Below are 12,062 nucleotides of genomic sequence, written 5' to 3' on the forward strand. Positions count from 1 at the left end.
CACGCGAGTTCCCGCTGGGCCTGCACCACCGACCCTGGCGGGCTGCGGAGCGCGCGCGGGTCAGGAGGCCGGGCAGTCGACCCCGCTGCCGCGCGAGAACACTACTAGGTGGGTGAAGTCGAGGCGCAGACGCACGTGCTCGCCGATGACGAAATTGTCGTGGCTGGGCGCCATGCACAGCACGCTGAGGCCGTCCGGCAGGCGCAGGGTGTAGAGGAAGTCCGCCCCGCGGAAGGCCTTGTCGAGGATCTCGGTGCGGATGGTGCCCGCTTCGTTGTCGATCGCGATGTCGTCCGGACGCACGAGGACGTCCACGGCGGTGCCGGGCGGCAGCTGTTCCGACAGCGTGCCCTCGATCTGGCCAAAGGCGGTATCGACCACGTGTTCGGCGCAGACCATGCCGGGGATCAGCGTACCCTCGCCGACGAAGTCTGCGACGAAACGATCCGCCGGGCGATGGTAGAGGTTGTAGGCAGTGTCCCACTGGGCCACGCGGCCCTGGTGGATCACCGCGATGCGATCGGCGAAGGCGAAGGCCTCGTTCTGGTCGTGGGTCACGAGGATGGCGGTGGTGTTCTCCGCGCGCAGGATGCGCCGGACCTCGCGGGCCAGTTCGCTGCGTAGCTCCACGTCCATGCTGGAAAATGGCTCATCCAGCAACAGCAGCTTGGGCCGCGGGGCCAGGGCCCGGGCCAGGGCGATGCGTTGCTGCTGGCCACCGGACAGGGCGTGCGGGTAGGACTCGCCATAGCCCGGCAACCCCACCAGCTTGAGGAGCGAGCGGATGCGCTCGTCACGATCCTTGCGGCTCCAGTCGCGGATGCCGAAGCCAATGTTGTCGGCCACGCTCAGGTGCGGGAACAGGGCGAAATCCTGGAACACCATGCCGACCCCGCGCTTCTCCGGCGGGATCGTGCTGCGGGCATCGCTGACGCTGCGCCCGTCCAGCTGGATGCTCCCCGCCATCAGGGGCTCGAAGCCGGCGATCGCCCGCAGCAATGTGGTCTTGCCGCAGCCGGAGGGACCCAGCAGGCAGCCGATCTGGCCCTTGGGCAGGGCCAGGGATACCTGGTGGACCACGGCGGTACCGTCATAGCCGATATCCACTCGATCCAGGGCGATCAGCGGGGTATGGGGCACCTGTAGTGTGGTTTCGATGGGCTGGGTCATGGCGTATTCGTCGTGCCTGCGGGCATGGCGAGGGGTTTTTGCGGCGATTCTTCGTCCGCCGCGCGGGTCGGGCCCTGCTGGCCGGGGCGCGAGCGGCCGATGGTCACCGACAGCAGGATAACGGGAACCAGCCCGACCAGCACGATGGCCAGGGCGGCGCTGGAGGATTCGGCCAGGCGCTCGTCACTGGCCAGCTCGAAGGCGCGCACCGCGAGGGTGTTGAAGTCGAACGGGCGCAGGATGAGCGTCGCCGGAAGCTCCTTCAGGACATCGACGAATACCAGCAGCAATGCCGTCAGCAGGGTGCCGCGCATGATCGGCAGGTGTACCCGGGTCAGGGTCTGCAGCGGGCGCATCCCCAGCGAGCGGGCGGCATCGTCCATGCTCGGCTGGATCTTGCCCAACCCAGCCTCAACTGTTTGCAGCGAGACCGCGAGGAAGCGCACGGCATAGGCGAACAGCAGGGCGAACAGCGTGCCCGACAGCAACAGGCCGGTGGATACCCCGAAGGTGTCGCGCATGAAGCCGTCCAGGGCGTTGTCGAAGGCGGCGAACGGGATCATCACGCCGATCGCGATCACGATGCCGGGTACCGCGTAGCCCATCCCGGCGACGCGCACGGCAGCCGCGGTGAAACGCCCGCCCTCCATGCGCCGCGCATAGGCAAGGACCAGGGCCAGGACGACCGCGATCACGGCCGCGGCGATGGCCAGCCAGAAGCTGTTGAACACCAGCCGCCCGAAGGCCGGGTTCATCCATTGTTCGGTGGTCTGCACGGTCCACAGTCCGAGCTGGAGGGCCGGCAGCAGGAAGCCCAGCAGGACCGGAAACAGGCAGCCGAGGAAGGCCGCGGTGGCCTTCCAGCCGCGTAGCTGGTAACGCGGCAGGGTCGAGTAGCGGCGGCTGGTGTGATGGAAGCGTGCCTTGGCCCGCGACCAGCGTTCCAGCACGATCAGTACGAATACGAAGGTCAGCAGCACGGCCGCGAGCTGGGCCGCTGCGGCCGGGTCGCCCAGGGCGTACCAGGTGCGGAAGATGCCAGTGGTGAAGGTGCTCACGCCGAAGTAGGCGACTGTGCCGTAATCGGCCAGCACTTCCATCAGCGCAAGGGTCAACCCGGCGATGATGGCCGGGCGCGCGAGCGGCAGGGCGACCCGGCGAAAGCCACCGAAGGGACCGGCACCGAGGGTGCGGGAGACCTCCAGTACGCAGACCGACTGCTCGAGGAAGGCGGCCCGGCTGAGCAGGTAGACATAGGGGTAGAGCACCAGCGTCAGCATGGCCATGGCGCCGCCCAGCGAGCGGATCTCGGGGAAGTAGTACTCGCCGTATCCCAGTCCCGTGAGCTCACGGATCAGGCTTTGTACCGGACCACTGAAATCCAGCATGCCGGTGTAGGTGTAGGCAATGATGTAGGCCGGCATGGCCAGCGGCAGCATCAGCGCCCACTGGAAGATCGAACGGCCGGGGAACTCGCACACGCTGACCAGCCAGGCAACCGGCACCCCGATCACCAGCACCCCGATCCCGACGCCAATCAGCAGGGCCAGGGAGTTGACGACATAGTCCGCGAGCACTGTCTCGCGCAGGTGGGTCCAGACCTCGCCGGCGGGGATGAACACGTGCCCGAAGATGACCAGGATCGGCAGGGCGAGTGTCAGCGCTACGACGATGGCGACTGCCGACCACGGGCTGAACGGCAGGCGCTGGCGAACCGCGGGGTTCGCAGGCGTCGCGGGCGGGTTGGTGGTCTGGGCGGTCATGGATTGCGAATAATAAAGGTTCTTGTTTCGAATACCACTATGGCCGCCTTGTGACTGGCGGATTGTCGTGGTGCTGCGTGACGTGGCTGTGGCCGGGTTGTTTCGGTTGAACTACGGAGGGCACGGAGGGCACGGATGTAGGATGTGTTGAGCGCAGCGAAACGCATCGGGCCTAACCCGCCGGCGCGATGATGCGTTTCGCTGCGCTCAACACATCCTACGTAGTTCCTGAATTTGCAGTTTTCTCCGTGTCCTCCGTGCGCTCTGGGGTGCAAAACAGAACGCCCCCGGAGGACCGGGGGCGAGAGTGAGTGGGGTGTCGTGGGCGAGCATCAGCGCCAGCGGACGCGGTCCATGATGCGTACGGCCTCGGCGTTGTGGTTGCCCAGGCGGTAGAGCTCGATGTCGTCGGACCGGAATTCGCCGAAATTCTGGAGGATGTCGCTGGCCGGTACGTCGTCGCGGATTGGGTATTCCTGGTTGACCTCGGCGTACCACTCCTGCGCCTCGGTGGAGGACAGGAATTCCAGCAGGCGAATCGCGTTGTCCCGGTTCGGGGCATGCGCGGTGACGCCGGCGCCGCTGATGTTCACGTGGGTGCCGCGGCCGTCCTGGTTGGGCCAGAACACCCCGATCTGCTCGGCGACCTCGCGATCACGGCCCTCGCCGCCCAGCATCAGGCCCAGGTAGTAGGTGTTGGCAATCGCGACGTCGCAGACCCCGTCGGCCACGGCGCGGATCTGATCGCGGTCACCGCCCTGCGGCTGACGCGCCATGTTGGCCACGATCCCGGCGGCCCAGTCCTGGGCGGCCTCGGCGCCCTCGGTGGCGATCATCGCGGCCACCAGCGACTGGTTGTACACGTTGCTGGAGGAGCGGATGCAGATCCGGCCCTCCCATTGCGCATCGGTCAGGGCCTCGTAGGTGGAGAGTTCCGCCGGGTCCACGCGGTCCTTGTGGTAGAGGATGGGGCGCGCGCGCGATGACAGACCGAACCACTGTCCGTCCGGGTCGCGGTAGCGCTCCGGGATATTCTCGCGCAGCACGTCCGATTCCACCGCCTGCAGCACGCCGGCCTCGCTGGCCTGGTGCAGACGCGCTGCGTCCACGGTGATGAAGAGATCGGCGGGTGAGTTGCGGCCCTCGTGGCGCAGGCGCTGCAGCAGGCTGTCCGCCCCGCCGGTCACCAGATTGACCGGGATGCCGGTCTGATCAGTGAAGTCGTCCAGCAGCGGCTTGATCAGGTTTTCCTGGCGCGCCGAATAGAGGTTGACCTCGTCCTGGTCGGCGGGGCTGCAGCCGACCAGGGGCATGCTGACGGCGATGGCGGCGGTCGTGGCGATCAGCCAGGCAAACGGGCGAAAGTTCATGGCGAGCGATCCTCGTGTGGATTCATTCGGCGGATAGCCGTGTAGACGATAACGATTGTTATTTGTGTTCTCATCCAAGTCAATACCCCGCGACCGGTACGTGGCATGGGGTGGCCTCCCCGGGTCGCAACGCTGATACGCTTGGCACATGGACAAGCCCCTGCCCGAATCCCCCGCTCGCCTGTCGCCGCCGCTGGAGCAGGAGGTCCGCGATCTGCTGGCCGAGCTGGACGAAAAGCTCGCCTGGCCGGACACCTTCCTGGCGTCGACGCCGGCCCCGTTCGCCTTCAGCCACTACCTGATGCAGACAGTGCGTCAGCATCCGGAGTACTTGCTCGAGGCGCTGGATCCACACGGCCAAATACCGGCTTGTGACGATGCGGACTTCGAGCGCACGCTGCAGGCGCGCCTGGAGGCCGTGACCGACGATGCCGGGCTGCGTCACGCGCTGCGCGAAACGCGGCATCGCGAGATGATCCGCATCGCCTGGCGCGACCTGGCCGGGCACGCCGACCTCGACGAGGTCATGCACGACCTGAGCCGTCTGGCCCGCTCCCTTATCGAGGGTGGCCTGCAATGGCTGGACCGCCATTTGCAGGAGCGTTACGGCCAGCCGCGCAGCCCCGCGGGCGAGCCCCAGTCCATGGTTGTTCTGGGGCTCGGCAAGCTGGGTGGCAGCGAGCTCAACTTCTCCTCCGATATCGATCTGATCTTCGCCTTCGAGGAGGCGGGGGAGACCGATGGCAAGCGCGTGATCGAGAATCAGGAATTCTTCCAGCGCCTGGGGCGCCAGCTGATTGCAGCGCTGTCGGACGTGACTGCGGACGGCTTTTGCTATCGCGTGGACATGCGCCTGCGCCCGTTCGGGGATTCCGGACCGCTGGTGATGCACTTCGACGCGATGGAGGACTACTACCAGGCCCACGGCCGCGAGTGGGAGCGCTACGCCCTGATCAAGGCGAGTCCGCTGGCGGGCGACCCGGACGCCGGCGCGCGCCTGATGCGCCGGCTGCGCCCGTTCATCTACCGGCGCTATCTGGACTACGGCACGCTGGCCAACCTGCGCGAGCTGAAGCAGATGATCAACGACGAGTCGGCGCGGCGCGGTCGCTTCGAGGACGTGAAGCACGGCGAGGGCGGGATCCGCGAGATCGAGTTCATCGCGCAGTCGTTCCAGTTGATCCGCGGGGGGCGCGACCAGGGGCTGCAGCGGCGTGACCTGCTGGGCGTGATGACGGCATTGCAGGAGCGCGACCTGCTGCCCGGCTATGCCGTCGAACAGCTGGAGCGTTCCTATCGCTTCCTGCGTCGGGTAGAGAACCGTCTGCAGATGCTGAATGACCAGCAGACCCACCGTCTGCCCTCCAATGGCCAGGACCGGCATCGACTGGCGCTGTCGCTGGGGTTCGACGACGAGGCGGCCTTCGAGATGGCGCTGTTGCGCGAGCAGCGGCGGGTGCATGCTCACTTCGAGCAGGTATTCAGTGCCCCGCAGCGTGCGGACGGGGAGGCCATGGAGGCCTCGCCCGAGACCGGGCGCGAGCAGCAGCTCAATCGTCTGTGGCAGGGCTCGCTGCCGGAGGCGGATGCCCGGGCGGTGCTGGAGGCGATGGACTTTCAGGATGCGGACGAGGCTCTGCGCGGGATCGCCGATCTGCGCGAGAGTCCGGGCGTGCGCGCGATGAGCGTGACCGGGCGCCAGCGCCTGGACCGCCTGATGCCGTTGCTGATCGGGGCGATCGCGGAGATGGACGCGCCGGATGCGGTATTGCCGCGGGCGCTGCAGATGGTGCGCACGATTGCCCGGCGCTCGGTGTACCTGTCGCTGCTGGTCGAGAACCCCCTGGCGCTGTCGCAGCTGGTCAAGCTGGTGGCCGCCAGCCCGTGGATCAACGAGCAGTTGACCCGCCACCCGGTGCTGCTGGACGAGCTACTGGACCCGCGCGCGCTGTACGCGCCGCCCGATCGTGACGGGCTGCGCGAGGAGCTGGAGGCCGAGCTGGCGCAGTTCCCCGGGCAGGACCACGAGCAGATGCTGGACCGGCTGCGCCAGTTCAAGCAGGTGCAGACGCTACGCGTGGCGGCCGCCGACATCATGGGCTTTCTGCCGCTGATGAAGATCTCCGACCATCTGACCTGGCTGGCCGAGGTGCTTCTGGAGCGGGTGCTGCAGCTGGCCTGGGACAAGATGGTGGAGCGCCACGGCGAGCCGCAGTGCGGGGCCACGGATGCGCGCCGCGTCGCGCGCTTTGCGGTGATCGGGTACGGCAAGCTGGGTGGCTTCGAGCTGGGCTATGGTTCGGACTTGGACGTGGTGTTCCTGCACGACAGCGAGGGGGACGAGGCGCAGACCGCGGGGCCCAAGGTGATCGACAACACCGAATTCTTCGCTCGCGTCGCCCAGCGGGTGGTGCACCTGCTGGGGGCCTTTACCCCGGCGGGCCGCCTGTACGAGGTGGATACCCGGTTGCGGCCCAGCGGGACCGCGGGTCTGCTGGTCAGCGGCTTGCAGGCGTTCCGGCGTTACCAGGACGAGTCGGCCTGGACCTGGGAGCATCAGGCGCTGGTGCGTGCGCGCTTCGTGACCGGGGATGCCGAACTGGGCGAGCAGTTCGATGCCCTGCGTCGCGAGGTGCTGACTCGTGAAAGGGATACCGATGCACTGCGCGCCGAGGTGGTCGAGATGCGCAACCGCATGCTGGCCGAGCACGCCTCGAAGCGGGGCCACGGCTTCCATCTCAAGCGCGACCGGGGCGGTATCACTGATATTGAATTCATGGTTCAATACTGGGTTTTGGTATCTGCTCACGATCATCCCGCCGTGTGTGACTGGCCGGACAAGATTCGCGCGCTGGATGCACTGGGGCGCGAGGGCGTGATCGACGCGGCGTTGAGCGAGGCGCTGGCGGATGCCTACCGCGATCTGCGCAACCGCATCCACCGCCTGACGCTGGCGGGCCTGGACGCCCGGGTCGAAAAGCCCGACGACGAGCTCTGCGCCGTGCGCGATGGCGTGATCGATGCCTGGAATGACCTGTTCGGCGAGCCGGAATCGGCCGCGAACGAGACCACATAGAGGAACAAGACAATGTCGATGGCCGACCGCGACGGGGTGATCTGGCTGGACGGGCAGATGGTGCCCTGGCGCGAGGCGAAGACCCACGTGCTCACCCACACGCTGCATTACGGCATGGGGGTGTTCGAGGGTGTGCGCGCGTACAAGACCGAGCGCGGCCCCGCGATCTTCCGCCTGCAGGACCACACCCGGCGGCTGTTCAACTCGGCCAAAATTCTCGGCATGACCCTCCCCTATACCGCCGAGGTGCTGAACGATGCCCAGATCGCGTCCGTGCGCGACAACGGGCTGGAAAGCGCCTACCTGCGCCCGATGTGCTTCCTCGGCTCCGAAGGGATGGGCCTGCGCGCCGACAACCTCCTGGTGCATGCGATGGTTGCGGCCTGGCACTGGGGCAGCTACCTGGGCGACGAGGGTATCGAGAAGGGGATTCGCATTCGCACCTCCTCTTTCAGCCGGCATCACGTCAACGTGACCATGTGCAAGGCCAAGGCCAACGGCAACTACATGAACTCCATGATGGCCCTGCAGGAGGCCACCCGCTGTGGCTACGACGAAGCCATGCTGCTGGATACCGAGGGCTACGTGGCCGAAGGCAGCGGCGAGAACATCTTTATCGTGCGCGACGGCGTGTTGTTCACCCCGGACCTGACCTCCGCGCTGGACGGCATCACCCGCCGCACGGTCATCGAGCTGGCGCACGAGGAGGGCCTGGACGTCATCGAGAAGCGCATCACTCGCGACGAGGTGTACATCGCCGACGAGGCCTTCTTTACGGGTACTGCCGCCGAGGTGACCCCGATCCGCGAGGTCGACGACCGCCCGATCGGCTCCGGCACCCGCGGACCCATCACCGAGCGCCTGCAATCGCGCTACTTCGATGTGGTACAGGGCCGGGACAGCCGCCACGAGGGCTGGCTGACCTTCGTCTGAGACGCCCAAATTTTCCGTCAACCGGATGCGAGAAAAACCATGGTGAACCCCGATACCGCCCACCACCAGGATCAGTACCCGACCGCGAACGCGCAGACCGAAATCACCGTCACGCGCAAGGACCTGCCGCTGCACTGCCCCACGCCGACGATGGCGCTGTGGTCCTCGCACCCGCGCGTCTTTCTCCCGATCGACGAGACCCCCGACGGCCGCTACCTGTGCCCCTACTGCGGCACCCAGTTCATCCTGAAAGACGACGACTAGTCGCGTGTATGACACGCTGACCGGTCGCGGGCACATTCCGGCTAGTCCTGTTCGGGCCAGCGCTCACCCCCGATGAAGCTTTCCCTCCCCTCATTTGATCAGGCCCGTGTGCTGGTGATCGGCGATCTGATGCTAGACCGCTACTGGCACGGCGGTACGGACCGCATCTCCCCGGAGGCGCCGGTCCCGGTCGTCCACGTGCGCGACATCGAGCAGCGCCCGGGTGGCGCCGGCAACGTTGCCCTGAATCTCGCCGCCCTCGGTGGCCATGCCGATCTGGTCGGTGTTACTGGCGAGGACGAGGCGGCCTCCGAACTCGCCGGGCTGCTCGAGGGCGCGGGCGTGGCCTGCCATTTCCGCCGCCAGCCGGGCGCGGCCACTATCACCAAGCTGCGCGTCATCAGCCGCCATCAGCAACTGATCCGCCTCGACTTCGAGGACGGCTTCCCGGGTATCCGTGCCGCCGACCTGCTGCCGCAGGTCGAACCGTTGCTGGCGGGCTCCGGCGCAGTGGTCCTGTCGGACTACGCCAAGGGTGCGCTGCGCGACCCCCAACCCTTGATCGAGGCTGCGCGCGCCGCCGGGGTGCCCGTGCTGGTGGACCCCAAGGGGCGCGATTTTTCTCTCTATCGCGGTGCGACACTGATTACTCCGAATCTGACCGAGTTCGAGGCCGTGGTTGGTCGTTGCGCCGACGAAGCCGAGCTGGTCGCGCGTGGCGAGGCGCTGGCTCGCGACTGCGGCATTGACGGGCTGCTGGTGACGCGCGGCGAGGATGGCATGAGTTTGATTCGTCCGGGCGCAGTTCCGGTGCATCTGGGAGCTCGGGCGCGTGAGGTGTTCGACGTGACCGGCGCCGGCGATACCGTAATTGCGACTCTGGCGGCCGGGCTCGCAACCGGCCTGGAACTCCCGCAGGCAATGGCCCTGGCGAATATCGCGGCCGGTATTGTGGTGGCCAAGCTGGGTACCGCGACCGTCAGCGTTGCGGAGTTGCGTCGAGCTTTGCAGGACCAGGAACAGACGGGGCGCGGCGTGTTGACCGAGGACGAGTTGCTTCGCGCAGTGGCGGATGCCCGGATGCATGGCGAGCGCATCGTGATGACCAATGGCTGCTTCGATCTTCTGCATGCCGGCCATGTCGCCTATCTCGAGCGTGCACGCAGTCTGGGCGACCGCCTGATCGTGGCGGTGAACGATGACGAGTCCGTGCGCCGGCTGAAGGGTGAAGGGCGACCGGTGAACCCGGTTGAGCAGCGTATGGCCGTGCTTGCTGGCCTTGCGTCGGTGGACTGGGTCGTCCCGTTTTCCGAGGATACGCCGGCGCGTCTGGTCGGGGAGATCCTTCCGGACCGACTGGTCAAGGGTGGCGACTACCGTCCGCAGGACATCGCCGGGCACGATGCGGTGGTTGCGCACGGCGGACGCGTGGACATCCTCGACTTCCTTGATGGTTGCTCGACCTCGTCGATGATCGAGCGCATGCGCAAGCCCGCGGACTCCTGACGGACCGCTGCCCTGCACGTCGCTTTCCCCGCCTTTCGTGCGCCGCGTACAATGCGGCGCATCCCCAGCTTTTTCAGGAGTCGTCCCCGTGATCATCGTTACCGGCGGTGCCGGATTTATCGGCAGCAATCTGGTCAAGGAACTCAACCGTCGTGGTCGCACCGACATTGTCGTGGTCGACAACCTGACCCACGGCCAGAAGGCGCTGAACCTGACCGACTGCATCATCGCGGACTATCACGACAAGGAAGACTTTCGCGACCTGATCGAGGCCGATGCCCACCTGGGGCCGGTGGAGGCGGTGTTCCACATGGGCGCCTGCTCGGCCACCACGGAGTGGGACGGGCGCTACATCATGCGCAACAACTTTGCCTACACCCGCGAGCTGTTCCACTGGTGCCAGGATCGTCGCATTCCGTTTATCTATGCCTCCTCGGCCGCGGTGTACGGCGGCAACGACACCTTCCGCGAGGAACCCGCTCACGAGCGCCCGCTGAATGCCTACGGCTACTCCAAGCTCGCGTTCGACCAGTACCTGCGCCGGCACATGGACTCACTGACGGCCCAGGTCGTGGGCCTTCGCTACTTCAACGTCTATGGTCCGCGCGAGGGCTACAAGGGGGGGATGGCGAGCGTGATCCATCACTTCAGCAACCAGTTGCGCGAGGGCAATACGGTCCGCCTGTTCGAGGGCTGTGATGGCTATGCCGATGGCGAACAGCGCCGCGACTTCGTCGATGTCCGCGACTGCGTGAACCTGAAGCTGTGGCTGCTGGAACATCCCGAAGTGAATGGAATCTACAATTGTGGGACCGGGCGCGCGCGGACCTTCAACGACATGGCGCGTGCGACGATCGACTGGTTCGGCCGCGGCGAGATCGAATACATCCCGTTCCCGGATCACCTGAAGGGCCGCTACCAGAGCTATACCCAGGCGGATCTGTCGCAGCTGCGTGCGGCCGGCTGCGACCTGGAGTTCCACGATATCGAGGACGGTGTGCGCGCCTACCTCGATGCGGTCGCGGCCGATCAGGCCGACTGACGCCGGAGAAGGACCATGACTGACCAGCCCCTGCATCGCGTTCGCGCGGACGAGTACGAAAGCCCCGGTGATCGCCTGGAACGCTCGCTGGAAGAGGGCCAGGTGCTGCTATTCGAGCCGGGGCGGCTGCCACTTCCGAACGAACAGGACCTGGCGTTTCTGCGAGACGAGGTCGGCCGGCTGCTCAGCCTGAAGAACATCAGCTATCACCCGCATGGCGACTTTATCAGCGGCCTGAAAAACGAGGGCGATGCCGGCGAGCGCGTGCGTCGCATCCTGCGCGAGTATGGCGAGCGGGTGGAGGGTTTTCTAGGGCACTTGCTGCCGGGGTTCACCAGCGGCTGGAGCCCGCGCAAGATCAACTTCCGCCCAGTGCAGGAGAAGGGCCGGGTGATCAAGCGACACTCCAACAACGAGCTGCTGCACGTGGACGCCTTTCCGGCCGGGGCCACCCACGGCTGGCGACCGCTGCGCTTCTTTACCAACATCAACCCGGAGGAGGCGCGCATCTGGCGGGTGGCCGAGGAATTCGGCGAACTCTACCGCCAGTTCGGCGGCGCCGCCGGCATCGCCCCGCCGCCGCGCCTGCGTCAGGGGCTGGCGGAGCGCGCCTGGACCGGCAGTCTTCGGGCGTTGTCCGCCCTGAACCTTCCGCAGCTCGAGGTGGTCGGCGACACCTCGCCCTATGACCGCGCGATGCGGCGCATGCACAACTGGATGAAGGACAGCGACGAATTCCAGAATGCCCCCGGCCGCGGGACCGAGCTCGCCTTCGATCCCTACCACAGCTGGTGTGTGCTGACTGACCAGGTCAGCCATGCCGCGCTCGCCGGCCAGCACGCGCTGGTGGCGACGTTCTATGTGCGTCCCGAGGCCTGCCATCTGCCCGAGCGCTCTCCGTGGGGAGTGCTGGAGGCTGCCGGCCGGGCCGCCTGAGC

Annotated in this window: 9 protein-coding genes; 6 read left to right on the forward strand and 3 right to left on the reverse strand. The window is 66.7% G+C overall.

From position 1 onward, the window contains the following. Positions 1–60 precede the first annotated feature (60 nt). The 3 genes from D575_RS0107040 to D575_RS0107050 form a co-directional block, all read right to left on the reverse strand. On the reverse strand, positions 61–1,170 hold the full coding sequence (locus D575_RS0107040; protein ID WP_018145216.1) for an ABC transporter ATP-binding protein: 1,110 nt from the start codon (positions 1,168–1,170) through the stop codon (positions 61–63). Then, on the reverse strand, positions 1,167–2,933 hold the full coding sequence (locus tag D575_RS0107045) for an iron ABC transporter permease (protein WP_018145217.1): 1,767 nt from the start codon (positions 2,931–2,933) through the stop codon (positions 1,167–1,169). The genes D575_RS0107040 and D575_RS0107045 overlap by 4 nt, the downstream gene beginning before the upstream one ends. Before the next feature lie 332 nt (positions 2,934–3,265). Next, positions 3,266–4,303 carry a Fe(3+) ABC transporter substrate-binding protein gene (locus tag D575_RS0107050; RefSeq protein ID WP_018145218.1) on the reverse strand — a complete coding sequence of 346 codons (1,038 nt, stop codon included), beginning with the start codon at positions 4,301–4,303 and terminating at the stop codon, positions 3,266–3,268. A 148-nt stretch (positions 4,304–4,451) separates the two neighbouring features. Between D575_RS0107050 and glnE the strand changes: the two genes are divergently transcribed. From glnE to D575_RS0107080, 6 genes are all read left to right on the forward strand, one after another. Continuing rightward, positions 4,452–7,379, forward strand: coding sequence for a bifunctional [glutamate--ammonia ligase]-adenylyl-L-tyrosine phosphorylase/[glutamate--ammonia-ligase] adenylyltransferase (glnE, locus tag D575_RS0107055; RefSeq protein ID WP_018145219.1), 2,928 nt, complete (start codon positions 4,452–4,454; stop codon positions 7,377–7,379). A 12-nt stretch (positions 7,380–7,391) separates the two neighbouring features. After that, positions 7,392–8,312 carry a branched-chain amino acid transaminase gene (locus D575_RS0107060; protein WP_018145220.1) on the forward strand — a complete coding sequence of 307 codons (921 nt, stop codon included), beginning with the start codon at positions 7,392–7,394 and terminating at the stop codon, positions 8,310–8,312. 39 nt (positions 8,313–8,351) lie between these two features. Beyond that, positions 8,352–8,576, forward strand: coding sequence for a zinc-finger domain-containing protein (locus D575_RS0107065; RefSeq protein WP_018145221.1), 225 nt, complete (start codon positions 8,352–8,354; stop codon positions 8,574–8,576). 72 nt (positions 8,577–8,648) lie between these two features. Then, entirely contained in the window at positions 8,649–10,082 is a 1,434-nt protein-coding gene (hldE, locus tag D575_RS0107070; protein ID WP_026182083.1) for a bifunctional D-glycero-beta-D-manno-heptose-7-phosphate kinase/D-glycero-beta-D-manno-heptose 1-phosphate adenylyltransferase HldE, read from the forward strand. Positions 10,083–10,170: 88 nt separating this feature from the next. Continuing rightward, complete coding sequence (gene rfaD / locus D575_RS0107075) at positions 10,171–11,124, forward strand: ADP-glyceromanno-heptose 6-epimerase (protein ID WP_018145223.1); 954 nt, start codon at positions 10,171–10,173, stop codon at positions 11,122–11,124. A gap of 15 nt (positions 11,125–11,139) precedes the next feature. Beyond that, positions 11,140–12,060 carry a Kdo hydroxylase family protein gene (locus D575_RS0107080; protein ID WP_018145224.1) on the forward strand — a complete coding sequence of 307 codons (921 nt, stop codon included), beginning with the start codon at positions 11,140–11,142 and terminating at the stop codon, positions 12,058–12,060. The last annotated feature ends 2 nt before the right edge of the window (positions 12,061–12,062 follow it).

This window comes from Thioalkalivibrio sp. AKL6, assembly GCF_000376905.1.
GTDB lineage: Bacteria > Pseudomonadota > Gammaproteobacteria > Ectothiorhodospirales > Ectothiorhodospiraceae > Thioalkalivibrio > Thioalkalivibrio versutus.

What these genes read in the sequence shown, in the direction of transcription:
- D575_RS0107040 (WP_018145216.1), bottom strand. Translation starts at nt 1,170, where the DNA reads ATGACCCAGCCCATCGAAACCACACTACAGGTGCCCCATACCCCGCTG.
- D575_RS0107045 (WP_018145217.1), bottom strand. Translation starts at nt 2,933, where the DNA reads ATGACCGCCCAGACCACCAACCCGCCCGCGACGCCTGCGAACCCCGCG.
- D575_RS0107050 (WP_018145218.1), bottom strand. Translation starts at nt 4,303, where the DNA reads ATGAACTTTCGCCCGTTTGCCTGGCTGATCGCCACGACCGCCGCCATC.
- glnE (WP_018145219.1), top strand. Translation starts at nt 4,452, where the DNA reads ATGGACAAGCCCCTGCCCGAATCCCCCGCTCGCCTGTCGCCGCCGCTG.
- D575_RS0107060 (WP_018145220.1), top strand. Translation starts at nt 7,392, where the DNA reads ATGTCGATGGCCGACCGCGACGGGGTGATCTGGCTGGACGGGCAGATG.
- D575_RS0107065 (WP_018145221.1), top strand. Translation starts at nt 8,352, where the DNA reads ATGGTGAACCCCGATACCGCCCACCACCAGGATCAGTACCCGACCGCG.
- hldE (WP_026182083.1), top strand. Translation starts at nt 8,649, where the DNA reads ATGAAGCTTTCCCTCCCCTCATTTGATCAGGCCCGTGTGCTGGTGATC.
- D575_RS0107080 (WP_018145224.1), top strand. Translation starts at nt 11,140, where the DNA reads ATGACTGACCAGCCCCTGCATCGCGTTCGCGCGGACGAGTACGAAAGC.